The sequence below is a fragment of the Marinovum algicola genome (genome assembly GCF_900109145.1).
Lineage (GTDB): Bacteria > Pseudomonadota > Alphaproteobacteria > Rhodobacterales > Rhodobacteraceae > Marinovum > Marinovum algicola.
In genome coordinates, this window is record NZ_FNYY01000003.1 from 132,348 (window position 1) to 148,008 (window position 15,661).

The 15,661-nt window shown below is 64.5% G+C and carries 16 protein-coding genes and 2 tRNA genes; 9 read left to right on the forward strand and 9 right to left on the reverse strand.

From position 1 onward, the window contains the following. Positions 1–2 precede the first annotated feature (2 nt). Together BMW90_RS06135 and BMW90_RS06140 are read left to right on the forward strand one after the other, a co-directional pair. Complete coding sequence (locus tag BMW90_RS06135) at positions 3–512, forward strand: TRAP transporter small permease (RefSeq protein WP_048531633.1); 510 nt, start codon at positions 3–5, stop codon at positions 510–512. A 9-nt stretch (positions 513–521) separates the two neighbouring features. Then, positions 522–1,796, forward strand: coding sequence for a TRAP transporter large permease (locus BMW90_RS06140; protein WP_048531635.1), 1,275 nt, complete (start codon positions 522–524; stop codon positions 1,794–1,796). Between the two features lie 68 nt (positions 1,797–1,864). Here the strand turns inward: BMW90_RS06140 and BMW90_RS27180 are convergent, their stop codons facing one another. From BMW90_RS27180 to dctP, 4 genes are all read right to left on the reverse strand, one after another. Then, positions 1,865–1,993: a hypothetical protein gene (locus BMW90_RS27180; protein ID WP_274565440.1), complete on the reverse strand. Its 129-nt coding sequence runs from the start codon at positions 1,991–1,993 to the stop codon at positions 1,865–1,867. A 21-nt stretch (positions 1,994–2,014) separates the two neighbouring features. Beyond that, a complete protein-coding gene (locus tag BMW90_RS06145) occupies positions 2,015–3,328 on the reverse strand; it encodes a TRAP transporter large permease (RefSeq protein ID WP_074835589.1) in 1,314 nt (437 codons plus the stop codon). 4 nt (positions 3,329–3,332) lie between these two features. After that, entirely contained in the window at positions 3,333–3,869 is a 537-nt protein-coding gene (locus tag BMW90_RS06150; RefSeq protein ID WP_074835591.1) for a TRAP transporter small permease subunit, read from the reverse strand. A gap of 71 nt (positions 3,870–3,940) precedes the next feature. Further along, a complete protein-coding gene (dctP, locus tag BMW90_RS06155) occupies positions 3,941–4,960 on the reverse strand; it encodes a TRAP transporter substrate-binding protein DctP (RefSeq protein WP_074835592.1) in 1,020 nt (339 codons plus the stop codon). Between the two features lie 181 nt (positions 4,961–5,141). On the opposite strand from dctP, the gene BMW90_RS06160 reads away from it, so the two are divergent. The 3 genes from BMW90_RS06160 to BMW90_RS06170 are packed head-to-tail and all read left to right on the forward strand — an operon-like array spanning position 5,142 to position 7,528. Next, positions 5,142–5,813, forward strand: coding sequence for a GntR family transcriptional regulator (locus BMW90_RS06160; protein ID WP_074835594.1), 672 nt, complete (start codon positions 5,142–5,144; stop codon positions 5,811–5,813). A 39-nt stretch (positions 5,814–5,852) separates the two neighbouring features. Beyond that, the gene (locus BMW90_RS06165) at positions 5,853–6,956 is read left to right on the forward strand and encodes an isocitrate/isopropylmalate dehydrogenase family protein (protein WP_244526438.1); all 1,104 of its coding nucleotides are present in this window, start codon (positions 5,853–5,855) and stop codon (positions 6,954–6,956) included. Between the two features lie 11 nt (positions 6,957–6,967). After that, positions 6,968–7,528, forward strand: coding sequence for a four-carbon acid sugar kinase family protein (locus BMW90_RS06170; RefSeq protein ID WP_074835597.1), 561 nt, complete (start codon positions 6,968–6,970; stop codon positions 7,526–7,528). Between the two features lie 204 nt (positions 7,529–7,732). Here BMW90_RS06170 and BMW90_RS06175 read toward each other — a convergent pair. Continuing rightward, positions 7,733–7,807, reverse strand: a tRNA-Asn gene (locus tag BMW90_RS06175). A 70-nt stretch (positions 7,808–7,877) separates the two neighbouring features. After that, a complete protein-coding gene (locus BMW90_RS06180) occupies positions 7,878–8,795 on the reverse strand; it encodes an MBL fold metallo-hydrolase (RefSeq protein WP_074835599.1) in 918 nt (305 codons plus the stop codon). 46 nt (positions 8,796–8,841) lie between these two features. On the opposite strand from BMW90_RS06180, the gene BMW90_RS06185 reads away from it, so the two are divergent. Then, positions 8,842–10,158: an ATP-binding protein gene (locus tag BMW90_RS06185; protein ID WP_074835601.1), complete on the forward strand. Its 1,317-nt coding sequence runs from the start codon at positions 8,842–8,844 to the stop codon at positions 10,156–10,158. Positions 10,159–10,210: 52 nt separating this feature from the next. On the opposite strand, the gene BMW90_RS06190 is transcribed toward BMW90_RS06185, so the two are convergent. Continuing rightward, positions 10,211–11,812, reverse strand: coding sequence for a two-component system sensor histidine kinase NtrB (locus tag BMW90_RS06190; protein WP_074835602.1), 1,602 nt, complete (start codon positions 11,810–11,812; stop codon positions 10,211–10,213). A 182-nt stretch (positions 11,813–11,994) separates the two neighbouring features. Beyond that, positions 11,995–12,071 (reverse strand) — tRNA-Ile (locus tag BMW90_RS06195). A gap of 111 nt (positions 12,072–12,182) precedes the next feature. On the opposite strand from BMW90_RS06195, the gene purM reads away from it, so the two are divergent. From purM to rnd, 3 genes are all read left to right on the forward strand, one after another. Then, on the forward strand, positions 12,183–13,235 hold the full coding sequence (gene purM, locus BMW90_RS06200) for a phosphoribosylformylglycinamidine cyclo-ligase (protein ID WP_074835604.1): 1,053 nt from the start codon (positions 12,183–12,185) through the stop codon (positions 13,233–13,235). Continuing rightward, positions 13,232–13,813, forward strand: coding sequence for a phosphoribosylglycinamide formyltransferase (gene purN, locus BMW90_RS06205; protein WP_048531694.1), 582 nt, complete (start codon positions 13,232–13,234; stop codon positions 13,811–13,813). Before purM ends, purN begins: the two co-directional genes overlap by 4 nt. Positions 13,814–13,894: 81 nt before the next feature. Beyond that, positions 13,895–15,052: a ribonuclease D gene (gene rnd, locus BMW90_RS06210; protein WP_074835605.1), complete on the forward strand. Its 1,158-nt coding sequence runs from the start codon at positions 13,895–13,897 to the stop codon at positions 15,050–15,052. A 50-nt stretch (positions 15,053–15,102) separates the two neighbouring features. On the opposite strand, the gene BMW90_RS06215 is transcribed toward rnd, so the two are convergent. After that, a complete protein-coding gene (locus BMW90_RS06215) occupies positions 15,103–15,609 on the reverse strand; it encodes a hypothetical protein (RefSeq protein WP_048531698.1) in 507 nt (168 codons plus the stop codon). Between the last annotated feature and the right edge of the window lie 52 nt (positions 15,610–15,661).

The following is a 15,661-nucleotide window of genomic DNA, read 5'->3' on the forward strand; positions in this document are numbered from 1 at the left end:
ACATGATCACCTGGTTAAATCGGATAGTCGACCTGATCGAGAACACGCTCGTCACGGGATTGATCATGACCGCGACCCTGGTCGCCATTGCCCAGGTCATTGCACGCTACGTGTTCAACAACTCGCTCTACTGGTCGGAAGAGGTCATCCTCTATTCGCTGATCACCATGAGCTTTCTGACCATGGGCATGGGGGTGCGCTATGCCTCGCATATCAGCGTCGAGGCGCTTTATGCCTTTGTCTCGCCCCGGGCGACGACCCTTCTTCAGATCGGGGCCACCTGCCTCGGTCTGATCTTTGCCGGGGTGCTGATCTGGTACGGCGGCAAGCTGGTGGTCAACACGTCGCGCATGGGCCAGCTTTCGCCGGCGCTGCGCATTCCGGTGGGCTACATCTACAGCGTCATCCCGATTTCCGGCGGCTTCATGGTGCTGAGATATCTTCTGGTGCTGCAAGACCTTGTGGCGGGGCGCAGCTATGCACCGCCCCAGGTCGACATCAAAACGAGCTGAGGATTCCCTATGGTTGGCGCTCTAGTCCCCGTCTTCTTCGCCTTTCTCATCTTCGGCCTGCCGATCTTTGCGGCGCTCGCGCTTGCGGTGGCGGCGGCCTTCTATTTCTGGGGCGGATTGGACCCGGTGCTTGTGCCGATGCGCATGTTCTCGGGCATGAACAACTTTTCGCTCATGTCGATCCCGTTCTTCATCCTCGCGGCGGAACTGATGCGGATCGGCGGGCTCTCGGACCGGCTGATCAACCTGGCCCGTGCCATCGTCGGCTGGCTGCCCGGCGGCCTGGCGGCGGCGGCGGTGGTGGCCTGTCTGATGTTCGGATCGATCTCGGGCTCGAGTCCGGCGACGGTCATCGCCATCGGGTCGATCCTCTATCCGGCCATGGTCAAGGCCGGCTATGACAAGTATTTCTCGATCGGGCTGATCACCACGGCCGGCACCCTCGGCCCGATCGTGCCGCCCTCGATCGCGCTGATCATCTATGGCTCGGTCACCGGCACCTCGGTGGGCAAGCTCTTTGCGGCGGGGCTGTTGCCGGCGATCCTGATCGGCGGCATCCTGATCGCCTATGCAAGCTGGTACTCGGCGCGCAAGGGATATCCGCGCGATGCCATGCCGACGCTTGCCGGCATTCTCGGTGCCCTCAAGAGCGCGGCCTGGGGGTTGGGCCTGCCGGTGATCCTGCTGGGTGGCATCTATTCCGGCGTGTTCACCCCGACCGAAAGCGCCGCCGCTGCTTGCCTTTATGGCTGGCTGGTCGGGGCGGTGATCTATCGCAGCATTTCGCTGCGCGAAACGCTTACGGTGCTGCGCAACACCGGGCTGATTTCGGGCCCGCTGCTGCTGATCACCGCCGGCGCCTCGGCCTTTTCCTGGCTGCTTGCCAGTTCCGGCACGCCGGCGCAGCTGGCCGGCTACATTCTCAGCGACACCAGCAACGGCTTCGTCGTCATGGCGCTGTTCAATCTGATCCTGCTGGTCGCCGGCTGTTTCCTCGACAGCGCCTCGGCGATCATCATCCTGGGGCCGTTGATGATGCCCATCGCGCAACAGGTCGGCGTGGACCCGATCCATTTCGGGGTGATCATGCTGGTCAACCTGTCGGTCGGCATGCTGACGCCGCCGGTGGGGCTGAACCTCTTCGTTGCCATGGGTGTGGCCAACATGAAGCTCGGCGAGGTATTCCGCGCCACGCTGCCGACGATCCTTCTGATGCTGCTCGCCCTGCTGATCCTGACCTATGTTCCGGTGATCAGCATGCTGCTGCCCGACACCATGTTCTAGGGCGCACGGCGCGGCGCATGTAAAATGCAATACTGCCCGGTCAGCCGAGCTGAGCCGGGCAGTCTGACCTACATGATGCCGGTGGCAAAGGAAATCAGGAAGGTGATCAGCGCCGCGACCCCAACCGCCCCGGCCACTTCCGGCCACCAGCCAAAGTCGTAAACCGGCAGGTCGTCATTGTCATCGGAGGTCTGCATGAGTGGTCCTTTCCGAAATTGTCAGTGGCTCAGGCTCGGAAGCCAAAGGGCGATTTGCGGGAAGATCAGGACGAGGGTCAGCCCGATCAGCTGCAATCCGATGAAGGGCAGCACGGCGAGGAAGATCTCTTGCAGCGTCACGTCCTTGGGCGCCACCGATTTCAGGTAGAAACAGGCCGGGCCGAAAGGAGGGCTCAGCATGTAGATCTGGATGTTCATGGCAAACAGGATGCCGAACCAGACCGGATCGTAGCCCAGTTCCACCACCACCGGGGCAAACACCGGCACGGTGATGAAGACGATGGCGATCCAGTCCATGAAGGTGCCCAGCAGCATGATGATCCCCATCATGATCAGGATCACCACGATCGGCGCCACGTCCATGCCGGTCAGCATTCCCTTGAGAAAGGCGGTGCCGCCCAGAAGATTGTAGATCCCCACGAGGCTCACCGCGCCGACCACCAGCCAGACGATGGAGCCGGTGGTGATCGTGGTGCTCCACAGCCCGTCGCGCAGGCCCGCCCAGGTCAGCTCGCGCCGCAGCACGGCCAGGACCACGGCCCCGGTGGCGCCAAGCGCGGCGGCCTCGGTGACGGTGGCGACGCCGGTATAGATCGAGCCCAGCACACCGCCGATCAGGATGAAGGGCAGGATCAGCCCGGTCATGTAGCGCAATCGCTGGGTGAAGGGCAGCTGTGCCTCGGGCGCATCATAGGCCGGCGCCAGCGCCGGGTTCAGCCGGGTGCGGATCAGGATATAGGCGATATAGAGCCCCGCCAGCAGAAAGCCGGGCAGGAAACCGGCCGAGAACAGGTCCTTGACCGAAACGCCGGCCTCGGAGCCATAGACGATCAGCACCACTGACGGCGGGATCAGCGTGGCCAGGGAGCCGGAGGCGGCAATGGTGCCGATCGACAGCTTGCGGTCATAGCCCAGCCGGAACATCTGCGGCAGGGCAATCAGACCCAGAAGCACGATCTCGCCGCCGACGATGCCCGACATGGCCGCCAGGATGACCGAGACAAAGACGGTCTGCACCGCCACGCCGCCACGCATCCGGCCGCCGAGAATGGCCATCGAGGTGAAAAGCTCGCGCGCCACACCGCCGCGTTCGAGAATATTGGCCATGAAGACAAAGAACGGCACCGCGACCAACGTGTATTTCTCGAACACATGGACAACGTTGGAACTGACCAGGATCAGCCCCGGCGCGCCGAATTTCAACAGCGCGGCGGTGAGCGAGACCAGCAGCGTCGAGGCACCCAGAGGGACGCCCACCGCCATCAGGAAGAACAGGCTCGCGATGATCAGGAGCGTGATGATTTCGATGCCCATAGGGTCAGTCCTTCATGTCCACGGTCAGATCCATGTGGCCTGTACCGTGGTCGTGTGTCTGGCGTTTTCGGTCCAGAAGGTTGGCAAGGATCTGAAGGGCATAGGTGATCAGCGCAAAGACGATCATGACCTTCAGGTAGGTCGGCAGGGGCGGGTTGAAGGCGCTGCCGGAGCGCTCGAGATGCGCGGTGGCGCGCAGGAAGGGCTGCCAGTTGGCCCATAGCAGGCCAACCACCGCCAGCAGGCTGACCGCCATCGCCACCCGGCGCATCCGCGTCCAGGTCTTGTGGCCGACCACGATCTCCATCACCGTGACGGTGATATGCCGGTGCTGCTGGGTCACGGCGGCGGCCGAGATCATCCAGGCAGTGGCGCACAGCGCCATCACCACTTCGGTGGTCCAGACGGTGGGCGCGTCCAGCGCATAGCGGGTGAAGACCTCCCAGACCGACAGGGCGATCGCGGCGATGTAAAACGGCCCGCAGGCCTTGCCCAGAAAGACGCTGAACTTGCCGACGGCGGTAACGAAGCGCTGTCTCATCGGGTCATGCCTCCTTTGCATGCTGGGGCGAACGGCCCGTTGGTCCGGGCCGTCCGCCTTGGGGCGTCGGATCAGTTCAGGAGCCCGATCTTTGTCATGAAGGCCAGATGCGCATCGAGCGCGGCGCTGGCCTCGGGCGATTTTGCGGCGGTCTCTTCCCAGGCTTCCACCGCCACCGCGCGAAAGGCGTCGCGGTCTTCCTGCGCCCAGTCGATCACCTCGATTTCGGGGTCGGCTTTGTCGCGTTCGACAAGCGACTTGTCCTCGGCATCGAGCGCGGCCAGAAGATCGGCGTAGGCGGCGTAATACCATTTCTCAAGCCCGGCCTGCGCCTCCGGGCTCAGCCCGTCCCAGAGCCGTTTGTTGATGGTGAACTGGTGCACCGCCATCGAGTGGATGCCGGGATAGAGCGGGTAGGGCGCGATCTGGTGAAAACCGTTCTGGTCGTTGTTGACGTAAGCCGACGCATCGGCGGCATCGACCACGCCCTTTTCCAGCGAGGTGAACACCTCGGCAAAGGGGATGTTCGACGGGCTGGCACCGGCCTTGCGGAAAACGGTGGCGGCGAGGCCCTCGGGCGAGCGGATCTTGAGGCCCTGAAGATCCTCGATGGACCGGATCGGAACGGTCGAGACCAGCGCTTCTTTCGATACCGCGCCACACCCGACGACATGGATCAGGCCGGGCAGGGTGGCATTCCAGAGCTCTTGCAGCGCCTCGGCACCGCCGCCTTCGCGGCAGAACTGCTGTACCTGCTGCGGCGTGTCGTAGCCGGCGATCAGGTCGCCCAGAATGGCAAAGGCCGGGTTGCGGCCCGAGAAATAGGCAATCGAGGTCAGATCGCCCGACAGCACACCGGCGGCCACGCCATCGGGTGTTTCGTTTCGCGGCATGACCGATCCGATGGGCAGGAATTCCACGGTCAATTCGCCGTTGGTCATCTCGGGCAGCTTCTGCGTCCAGTTGTCATTCATGTAGCCAAAGGAAAAGCCGCCCGACTGGGTCGAGGTCTGGACCTGAAGGTTCTGCTGCGCCGCCGCACCGCTGGCCAGCAGGCCGGCAATGGCGGCGATGATGAATTTCTGTGTCATGTCTTTCCTCCTCCGGCCCGATGCCAGGCCTCTCATTTGCTCCGGGCAGCGACTGCACAGAGCGAGTCGGGCCGGTTTCGACTACAAAGCATTTTTCGACGAACGCGTCAATGTATGCATTATTTTATTTGACGACGTATGCCAATATAAGTTAGCAGTGAGTCAGCGAAGGAGAGGCACCATGGCGCAATCGTCAAAACCGACACGGGTCAGCGACGCATACACGCAGATCAAGCAAGAGATCCGCTCCGCCCGGATGCCGCCCGGTTATCAGGTGCCGGAACCGGAGATTGCCCTGCGGTTGGGGATGAGTCGCACGCCGGTGCGCGAGGCGCTGATCCGGCTCGAGATCGAGGGGCTGGTGGAGTTGATCCCGCGGCGCGGTGCACGGGTGCTGCCGATTCAGGCCTCCGACATGGCCGAAATCTACGAGATCCTGACAGCGATGGAGCCGGAGGCGGCGGCGGCGCTGGCCGGGCGCAGGCCGACAGAGGCGGCGCTGAAGCCGCTGGAAGAGGCGACCGCCGAAATGGAGGCGGCGCTGGAAGCCAGGGATCTCGATGTATGGGCCGAGGCGGACGACCGGTTTCACCATCTTCTGCTGGAACTGCACGGCAACCGGCGGCTGATGGAATACATCGGCCTGCTCAACGACCAGGCGCACCGGGCCCGGATGGTGACGCTGCGCATGCGCCACCTGCCCGAGAAATCCACCGCCGATCATCGTGCCATCCTTGAACATATCCGCGCCGGCGACCCCGATGCCGCGCGCACCGCCTTCCGACAGCACCGACAGCGCGCCGCGCAGGAGCTATTGGCAATCCTGGAAAACTACCGGCTCGCAAATCTCTGACGGTCGGACGACACTGGAGCACTATACATGGGAACGACATTGAAAATCGCCCTTATCAAGGGCGATGGCATAGGTATTGATGTGTCCGACGCCACCGTCGAGGTGGTGGATGCCGCCCTGGCGCGGGCCGGCGCGCAGCCGCTGGAATATGACGAAATCCGCGCCGGGGCAGGGTGCTTTGCCGAGAGCGGCCAGGACATTGAGCCGGACGGCGAAGCCCGCGCCGGGGCCGCCGATGCGATCTTTCTTGGCGCCATCGGCCTGCCGTCGGTCCGCCATGCGGACGGCACCGAAATCAGCCCCCACCTGCGCCTGCGCGACCGCTTCGGGCTTTATGCCGGGGTGCGCCCGGTCAAGGCCTATCCCAATGCGCCGCAAAGGCTGGCCGATCCGCGTGCCGCCGGGATCGACATGGTGATCCTGCGCGAATCCACCGAAGGGCTGTTCTATTCCGCCGCCGCCCATGGCCGCAGCGACATTCGCGGCGACGAGGAGGTGCGCGATACCCTGCGCATTACCCGCGCGACGACCGAGAAGCTGCACCGATTTGCCTTTCGCCTCGCCGAAAAGCGGAAAGAGCGCGGCAAGCCCGGGCGCGTCACCTGTGTCGACAAGGCAAACGTTTTTGCTTCGATGGCCTTCTTCCGAAAGATCTTTGACGAGATTGCGCCGGAGTTTCCGCATATTCCGACCGGTTATCAATATGTCGACGCGCAGGCGCTTCACCTCGTCCGAGCGCCTTGGGAGGCCGATGTGCTGGTGATGGAGAATATGTTCGGCGACATCCTGTCCGATCTCGCCGGCGGGCTGGTCGGAGGGATGGGCATGGCCGCCTGCGCCGAGATCGGCGACGAGACCGGGTTGTTCCAGCCGGCCCATGGCTCGGCGCCCGACATCATCGGGCAGGACAAGGCCAACCCGCTGGCCGCCGTACTCTCGGGGGCGCTGATGTTGGATTACCTGGCCGAGAAATCAAACGACGCATCATATGCCCGCGCCGCCACGTTGATTGAAGGCGCGGTCGATGCGGGGTTTGCGGCCAACCGCCTGCGTCCGATGGAATTCGGCGGCGACATGGGCACCCGTGCCATGACCGACGCACTGCTCGAATGCGTCGCCGCCAAAGATCTGGCCGCCGGATAGGAGGCATCGAAATGCCCGTTTGCCTTGGCGCCATCGCCGAGGATTTCACCGGCGCGACCGATCTGGCCAACACCTGGGTCAAGGCGGGCGTGCGGGTCGCGCAGATCATCGGCGTGCCCGACGGTTCATCCGCTCACCCGATGCGCGAGGCGCGGCTGATGACGTTGATGGCGGCACAGAGCATCCAAGCGGCGGGACGTGTCACGCATCAGGCCGTGCGGCAGGGCGCTGCCGCGATCCGGGCGGCCATCGCGGCCTTTGCGGAGCCGGGCTGTCCCTATCCGGTGATCGACGCGCTGAGCGATGATGACCTGCGCGCCATCGGCCGCGGCGCGGGGCATGCCGCTGGTCACCGGCGGCTCGGGCCTTGGTATGGGCTTGCCCGAGGCCCTGCGGGAGGAAGGCCTGCTGGGCGCAGCCGCCGCGGCCAGCCTGCCCGACATCGAGGGAAGCGCGCTGGTGACTGCGAGCAGCTGCTCTGCCGCGACGCGGACGCGGATCGCCGAGGTGTCGGGCAAATGGCCGCTGCGCAACCTGTCGCCGGAGCGGCTTGCCGAAGGCAGTGCAGATAGAAATTGCCCGAGGGGCGTTTTTCGAAGTAGGGGGGGTGTGCGGCTCCGGCCATGGTATGTGCTCCGGAACGGGTTCCAGGGCATCAGGGAGTCGCGCTTGCGTACCGATGAGTGCACGGGTCTGTGCACCATTCTGGGCACGTGCACTTGTCGCTCCGACGCCGGTCGGGGCTCAACCAATGAAATCGACCCCTTAGGGAATTTTGGCTCCGGCGGTAGGGATCGAACCTACGACCAATTGATTAACAGTCAACTGCTCTACCGCTGAGCTACGCCGGAACACGAGGGGTGATATAACGAGGCCGGTTGGGGGCGTCCAGAGGGTTTTGGCAGAAAATTGCAGAAAAATTCATGACCCCGCGGAAAGGGTGAAACCACCGTCGAAGCCCAGCTCAGATTCCGGCGCCACGCGGGTTTTGCCGGTCAGATCAACGAGGTGCGCAAAGACATTGCGGCTGGCGGCGGGCAGCAGGGCGGCGGGGGTGTCGCGGTATATCCGCGCGGCAAGCTCGGTCGCGGTCAACGCGCCATCGGCCAGGGCGGCGAGGATTTCGGCCTCGCGGGCGTGGCGGTGCGATATCAGCCAGGCGAGCCGGCCGGCGGGATCGGCGATCGGGGCGCCGTGGCCGGGGTAGAACCGCTGCCAGTGGCGACTGGCGAGCCGCGCGCAGGAAGCCATGAAATCGGTCAGGTCGCCATCGGGCGGCGAAACCAGCGACGAGGCCCAGCCCATCACGTGATCGCCGGAAAACAGCGCGTCGCCCCAGGCCAGGCAGATGTGATTGCCCATGTGTCCGGGCGTGTGCAGCGCGGTCAGCTCCCATTCGCTTGTGCGGAGGCCGGCGCCGTCGGTCAGGATCTCATCCGGCACAAAGCCGCGGTCGACGCCTTCGCCGCCGCCGCTCAGCCCGCTGTCGGCCAGGGCGGCCATCACGGCGCTGCGGCCGGAGGTGGCGGGGCCGAAGGCATGAACGGGCGCGCCGGTGGCCTCGGCCAACGGCCGGGCCAGGGGCGAATGATCGCGATGCGCATGGGTGACGATGATATGGCGGACCCGCGCACCGGCGGGCAAGGCGCGCAGAAGCGCCTCGAGATGCGCCGGATCGTCGGGGCCGGGATCGATCACCGCGATCTCGCGGCGGCCGAGCAGATAGCTGTTGGTGCCCCAGAAGGTCATCGGCGAGGGATTGGGCGCAAGCACGCGAAGCAGACCGGGGGCAAGCGGCTCTGCAAGCCCCGGAACGGGCGGGTTTTCCTCGGCGGCCATGCGGGTTTTCCTTCTATGCGGCGGATTGTGCGGCTAAGCCTTACCCATGTCGTTCGAATGGCTCAAACGTTATATGCCGCGCAGCCTCTATGGCCGCGCCGCCTTGATTCTGGTGCTGCCGGTGGTGACCTTGCAGCTGGTGGTGACGGTGATCTTTGTTCAGCGTCACTTCGAAGGCGTGACCGAACAGCTCACCCGTTCGGTCCGCGACGAGATACGGCTGATCGTGGCGCAGGTCGAGACCGGAGACAGCCGCGATGCCGCGACGGCGGCCATGCAGCCGCTGGCCGAGGCGCTGGATTACACGCTGAGCTGGCAGGAAATCGCGCCGGAGCAGGACACCCGCCGCTGGTTCGATTTGTCGGGTCTGGTGGTGATCCGGGAATTGCGCAGCGAACTCGAGGGGATCGCCGCCATCGCGCTGCCCAATGATCGCGACACGCTGGTCTATATCGATCTGCCGCAGGGGGTGCTGGAGCTGCGGTTCGATCGCAAGGGGGTCTCGGCCTCGAACCCGCATCAATTGATTCTCAACATGATCCTGTTCAGCCTGATCATGACGCCGATTGCCTATATCTACCTGCGCAACCAGTTGCGGCCGATCACCCGGCTGGCGGATGCGGCCTCGGCTTTCGGCCGCGGACGGGTGGTGCCATATTCGCCTTCCGGCGCGGTCGAGGTGCGGGCGGCGGGGCATGCCTTTCTCGATATGCGCGCCCGGATCGAGCGGCAGATCGAACAGCGCACGCTGCTGCTCTCGGGGGTCAGCCACGATCTGCGCACGCCGCTGACGCGGTTGAAGCTGGGGCTGTCGATGCTGGAGGACGACGAGGTGACCGATCTTCAGCGCGACGTGCGCGAGATGGAGCGGATGCTGGACGAATTCCTCGATTTCGTGCGCGGCAATGCCGAAGAGAGCACGCCGGACCTGATCGATCCGATGCGGCTGATCCGACGGATCGTCGAGGATGCGCAGCGGGCGGAAAAACCGGTGACCCTGGGCCAGATCGAGGGGGAGGGACAGATCGCGCTGAGGCCGATTGCAATCCGGCGCGCAGTGGAGAATCTCATCGAAAATGCAACACGTTACGGGACGAAGTGCGAGTTGAGCGCGAGCTTGACGGCGACGTCCTTGCGCATTCGGGTCGAAGATGACGGCCCGGGCATTCCCGAAGACATGCGGCTGTCGGCGACGCGGGCCTTCGTGCGGCTCGACAGTTCCCGCAACCAGAACCGGGCGCCCGGGGTCGGGCTGGGGCTGGCCATTGCGACCGATATCGCCCGCGCCCATGGCGGGGTGCTGCGACTGGGGCACTCAGAGCGGCTTGGCGGGCTTCAGGCCGACATCGTGGTGGCAAGGTAGTATTCATTTCATAGGGATGCCGGGCAAACTTCACGCATTGCCTCAGCCTGATTCATTGTGGGGCCCGGCGGGTCTGTGCCGTCTTTTGCCAGGCCGCGGGGTCTTCGATCAGAAGGCCCATTTCAGGCAGATCGACCGGAGAAGAAACTGCCTCGGATGCGGGCGCAGGCGCGTCGTCAGGGGCGGTTTCCAACTCGCTGGTGGCGCGGGGCAGGAACATCTCGACCTGTGTGCCATGCCCCGGCTGGCTCTTGAGCGTGATATGGCCGCCGGATTGGATCACGAACCCATAGACCATCGGCAGCCCGAGCCCCGAACCCTTGTCGATTGGCTTCGTTGTATAAAACGGTTCGAACACCCGCTCCAGCGCCGTTTCCGAGATGCCGGTTCCTGTGTCGGCGACCGAAATGACGACATAGGTGCCCGCCTCCAATCCCGCGGTTGGCTCGGCCTCGGTGATCGTCTGGCTGCGGGTTGTCACAATAAGCTCGCCGCCGTCGGGCATGGCGTCGCGCGCATTGATAGCAAGGTTCAACAGCGCGCTTTCGAGCTGGGTGCGATCGGCCTTGACCGGGCCCAGATCGCGCCCCAACTGGGTTTCAACGCGGATCGTCGAAGGCAGGGTGCGCCGGAACAGCCCATCCAGCCGGTTGATCACGCGATTGGCGTCCAGCGCTTCTGGCGCCAGCACGGAACGGCGGCCAAAGGCCAGAAGCTGTTTCGTGAGCTTGGCCCCGCGGGCGGTAGCGTCAAGCGCCTGGGTCAGGAGCTCGCGTTGATCAGCGCTGTCGCTCTCCAGGCGGCACAGTTCGACGTTTCCTGTAACAACGGTCAGTATGTTATTGAAGTCATGGGCAATTCCAGCCGTCAAACGCCCGACGGCATCAAGCCGTTGCGCCTCGGCAAAAATGCGTTCGTTGGTCTTTTGCTCGGTAATGTCGAGCGAGGCGCAGACCTCTCGTACGACATTGCCGCAGTCGTCTGTCTGCGGTTCCACGCTGGCCCGGATCCATCGCGTCTCGTCGCCGACGGGAACACGGTATTCCAGCGTCACCGGCACGCCTTTCAATACCTCGCGGCAGCCTTCCTTCACCCGCTGCCGGTCGTCTGGATGCACCAGGCCGATTGCGCCCCCGACAGAGGCCGCGGTGGCCAGGAAGGCTTCGACGCTGGCGCCGTGATTGCGGGCGTGCTGTTCGGAGACCACCACCGGCAGGTCGTTTACGGTGTCCCAGATGTAATAGCCCATCCCGGCGACCTTGGCGGCCAGCAACAGGGGCTGTTCCTGGTCGCGGCGCTGCGCCTCCAGGCGTTTTTCCATCAGCGCATCGCGTTGATCGGCGATGCGGCCGACGAAATAGCCCATGGTAGCGAAAATCGCGATCGAGGCCAGGGTGAGCGGTAGCGAGGCGATGATCATCTGCGGTCCAAAGCCGCTGACATGCCCGTGCAGCAGCATCACGCTACAGATCGCCGCCGACAGCATGCCGCCGATCCGGCCTCCGGTGGTGCCGGCGTACATCATGCTTGCGATCAAGAGCAGAAACGGAATCGGCAACTGAAAGTTGCCAAGGTGACCGACCTCGATCGCCGCTGCCGTGGCCAGCGTCGGCGCCACGGACGGCAGGCGTTGGCGGATAATTGCGAGTTTCATGAAACGACAAACATCGTGCAAACCGCTTTGAGATGGTGCGGATGAATATATCAATCAGGAGGAGAAAAGGGAAAAAATCGTGCACGTCATGCGATTGACGTTACGACAACTCAGGCCACTCGCGAAAGCAAATATGGCAGCAGCAGGGGATCGGCGAAGGCAAGTCCATCAGCAAGACGGCTTGGTAGGCCCGGCAGGACTTGAACCCGCAACCAAAGCGTTATGAGCGCTCTGCTCTAACCAATTGAGCTACAGGCCCGCCTTGCGCTTGGAGTATCCAGCCACGCCGGCAGGGTCAAGGCTTTCAGATTGCGCCTGTCGACGCGATGTTTTAACCGGGCGCAGACCAAGTGACAGGACGGAGCGGGCGATGAGCGCTGAGACGGGCAAGAGCGGGCTGACCTACAGCCAGGCCGGTGTGGATATCGATGCGGGCAATGCCCTTGTCGAGCGGATCAAACCCGCCGCCAAGCGCACGGCGCGGCCCGGCGTGATGTCGGGGCTGGGCGGTTTTGGCGCGCTCTTCGATCTCAAGGCCGCGGGCTACGAAGATCCGATCCTTGTCGGCGCCACCGACGGCGTGGGCACCAAGCTGCGCATTGCCATCGACACCGGCGAGGTGGATGGCGTTGGCATCGACCTCGTTGCCATGTGTGTCAACGATCTGGTGTGCCAGGGGGCCGAGCCGCTGTTTTTCCTCGACTACTTCGCCACCGGCAAGCTCGAGACCGAAACCGCCGCGCGGATCATCGAAGGCATCGCCGAGGGCTGCGCGCTTTCGAGCTGCGCGCTGATCGGCGGCGAGACGGCGGAAATGCCCGGCATGTATCCAGAAGGCGATTTCGATCTCGCCGGCTTCTCGGTCGGCGCGATGGAGCGTGGCACGGCCTTGCCCGAGGGGGTAAAAGCGGGCGATGTGTTGCTGGGCCTGGCCAGCGACGGCGTGCATTCCAACGGCTACAGCCTGGTGCGCAAGATCGTCGAGGTCTCCGGTCTGGGCTGGGACGACGATTGCCCCTGGGGCGAGGGCACGCTGGGCGCGGCGCTGCTGCGGCCGACGCGGCTCTATGTCAAACAGGCGCTGGCGGCGGTGCGCGCGGGCGGCGTGCATGCGCTGGCGCATATCACCGGCGGCGGGCTGACGGAAAATCTGCCACGGGTGCTGAACGAGGGGCAGGGCGCCGAGATCGATCTCGATTCCTGGGATCTGCCGCCGGTGTTCAAATGGCTGGCCGAGACCGGCGGTCTGGCCGAGGCCGAGATGCTCAAGACCTTCAATTCCGGCATTGGCATGGTGCTGGTGGTCGAGGCCGACCGCGCCAGCGAGATCATCAAGGTGCTGATCGAGGCCGGCGAACAGGTGCATGCGCTGGGCCACGTCACCGAGGGCGCCGGCGTGACCTATCGCGGGGCGCTTGCATGAGCCTGCGCGTCGCCATCCTGATTTCCGGTGGCGGATCGAACATGGTGACGCTGGTCGACAGCATGACGGGCGATCATCCGGCGCGGCCCTGCCTTGTGCTGTCGAACCGGCCGGATGCCGGCGGGCTCGACAAGGCGCGGGCGCGCGGGATCGAGGTGGCGGTGGTCGATCATCGTCCCTTCGGCAAGGACCGGGCCGGATTCGAGACCGAGCTTCAGGCGGCGCTGGAGGCGGCCCGCCCCGACATCCTCTGCCTGGCTGGCTTCATGCGGGTGCTGACGGCGGAGTTCGTCACCCGCTGGCAGGGCCGGATGCTCAATATCCACCCTTCGTTGCTGCCGAAATACAAGGGGCTCGACACCCATGCGCGGGCGCTGGCCGCCGGCGATGCCGAGGCCGGCTGTTCGGTGCATCTGGTGACGCCAGAGCTTGATGACGGGCCGGTCCTGGGCCAGACAGAGGTCTCGATCGCGCCGGACGACACGCCCGAGAGCCTTGCGGCGCGCGTTTTGGTAGAGGAACACAGGCTTTATCCGGCGGTATTGCGCCAATTCTGCACGCAATTCCGTCGCGTATAAGCCGTCGCACGCTCTTTTCATCCCGGTTTTTAGCTCATATGCTGGCTTTGAGGGAGCGCGATAAAATAAAAAAGGGCGCCTATGCGTATTATTACGACGACCGCGGAATTGGCCGAATTCTGCACCGCCGCGCGTCAGGAACCGTATGTCACCGTGGATACGGAGTTCCTCCGGGAACGGACCTATTATTCCAAGCTGTGTCTTGTGCAGATGGCCATGCCGGGCAAGGACGACAGCAATGCCGTGCTGATCGATCCTCTGGTCGAGGGGCTGTCGCTCGATCCAATGTACGAACTGTTCCGGGATGGCAATGTCGTCAAGGTGTTCCACGCCGCACGGCAGGATCTCGAGATCTTCTTTGTCGATGCCGGGGTGATCCCGCATCCGCTGTTCGACACCCAGGTCGCCGCCATGGTCTGCGGCTTCGGCGAACAGGTGGGCTATGAAAAGCTGGTGCGGGCGATTGCCGGCAAGGGGCTGGACAAGACCTCGCGGTTTACTGATTGGTCGCGCCGGCCATTGACGGAGGCGCAGCAGAAATACGCGCTGGCCGACGTCACGCATTTGCGCACGATCTACGAATTCCTCGCCGCCAAACTGGAAAAGACCGGCCGGGCCCATTGGGTGGAAGAGGAAATGTCGATCCTGGAAGACCCGGAAACCTATATCATGCGGCCGGAAGAGGCCTGGCAGCGGGTGCGCACCCGCACCACGACGCCCAAATTCCTGGCCATCGTGCGCGAGCTGGCGCGGTTTCGCGAATCCTATGCCCAGACCAAGGACATTCCGCGCAACCGGGTGTTCAAGGACGATGCCATGCTCGAGCTGGCCTCGACCAAGCCGAGCTCGGTCGCCGATCTGGGCCGGTCCCGGCTGCTGCTGCGCGAGGCGCGGCGGGGCGAGATTGCCGAAGGCATCCTGGCCGCGGTGCAGGCCGGGTTGAACTGTCCGCCCGACAAGATGCCGCAGATCGATCGCTCGCGCGAAAAGCTGCAAGTCAATCCGGCGCTGGCTGATCTGTTGCGGGTGCTGCTCAAGGCCAAGACCGAGGCCAGCGACGTGGCTTCGCGGCTGGTGGCGCCATCGGCGGATCTCGACGCACTTGCCGCCGGGCTGCGCGACGTCCAGGCGCTGCGCGGCTGGCGGCACGAGGTCTTTGGCCGGGATGCGCTGCGGCTGTGCGCCGGTCAGGTCGCGCTGACGGTGCGCGGCAACGATGTGCAGATCGTCGAACTCTGACAATCACCGGGCAAGGGGGCGGCGCCCCCTGATCCCGTGACCCCCCGGGATTAACGGCTGGCGCTGCGGATGTTGTCGCGGGCCACCACGCGGATTGTCCGAATGCCGGCAAGCTCTTGTTCCGTCAGGCGAATGGCGGCGGTGACGGCGCGCGCATGGGCATTGCCCACGCCCTCGCCATAGCGCGGCTGGACGGCGCGGAACTCATAGCTCAGGCTGCCGGCTTCGGCCTCCTCGAGCGCGACGAGACGCACATCATAGCCTTCGATCGAGGTCAGCACGCCCGAAACTTCGACCACGGCGCCACCCGCCACCTGGCGGATATGCAACTCGGTCACCTGTTCCACCAGCGCGCCTTCATAGGGCGGTGCGTCGCGTTTGCCAAAGAACGCCCGCCGCTCGGGGATCAGCGTGTTCACCTCGCTCTCGGCCGGCGGGGTGGCGACGGTCTCGCTGCGCCCGAACCAATTGGCCGGATTCACCCGGGAGTCGCGCACCGCGGCACAGCCCGCCAGCGACGTCGCCACCACCAGTGATGCCAGAACCAGTTTGCGCATGGGCCACTCCCTTTGTCGTTGCCTTGGGTTAGCGCATTGGCCGCGGGTTGAA

Bases quoted from the DNA above. Each gene is read 5' to 3' on its own strand.
- BMW90_RS06135 (WP_048531633.1), top strand. From the start codon at position 3: ATGATCACCTGGTTAAATCGGATAGTCGACCTGATCGAGAACACGCTC.
- BMW90_RS06140 (WP_048531635.1), top strand. From the start codon at position 522: ATGGTTGGCGCTCTAGTCCCCGTCTTCTTCGCCTTTCTCATCTTCGGC.
- BMW90_RS27180 (WP_274565440.1), bottom strand. From the start codon at position 1,993: ATGCAGACCTCCGATGACAATGACGACCTGCCGGTTTACGACTTTGGC.
- BMW90_RS06145 (WP_074835589.1), bottom strand. From the start codon at position 3,328: ATGGGCATCGAAATCATCACGCTCCTGATCATCGCGAGCCTGTTCTTC.
- BMW90_RS06150 (WP_074835591.1), bottom strand. From the start codon at position 3,869: ATGAGACAGCGCTTCGTTACCGCCGTCGGCAAGTTCAGCGTCTTTCTG.
- dctP (WP_074835592.1), bottom strand. From the start codon at position 4,960: ATGACACAGAAATTCATCATCGCCGCCATTGCCGGCCTGCTGGCCAGC.
- BMW90_RS06160 (WP_074835594.1), top strand. From the start codon at position 5,142: ATGGCGCAATCGTCAAAACCGACACGGGTCAGCGACGCATACACGCAG.
- BMW90_RS06170 (WP_074835597.1), top strand. From the start codon at position 6,968: ATGCCCGTTTGCCTTGGCGCCATCGCCGAGGATTTCACCGGCGCGACC.
- BMW90_RS06180 (WP_074835599.1), bottom strand. From the start codon at position 8,795: ATGGCCGCCGAGGAAAACCCGCCCGTTCCGGGGCTTGCAGAGCCGCTT.
- BMW90_RS06185 (WP_074835601.1), top strand. From the start codon at position 8,842: ATGTCGTTCGAATGGCTCAAACGTTATATGCCGCGCAGCCTCTATGGC.
- BMW90_RS06190 (WP_074835602.1), bottom strand. From the start codon at position 11,812: ATGAAACTCGCAATTATCCGCCAACGCCTGCCGTCCGTGGCGCCGACG.
- purM (WP_074835604.1), top strand. From the start codon at position 12,183: ATGAGCGCTGAGACGGGCAAGAGCGGGCTGACCTACAGCCAGGCCGGT.
- purN (WP_048531694.1), top strand. From the start codon at position 13,232: ATGAGCCTGCGCGTCGCCATCCTGATTTCCGGTGGCGGATCGAACATG.
- rnd (WP_074835605.1), top strand. From the start codon at position 13,895: ATGCGTATTATTACGACGACCGCGGAATTGGCCGAATTCTGCACCGCC.
- BMW90_RS06215 (WP_048531698.1), bottom strand. From the start codon at position 15,609: ATGCGCAAACTGGTTCTGGCATCACTGGTGGTGGCGACGTCGCTGGCG.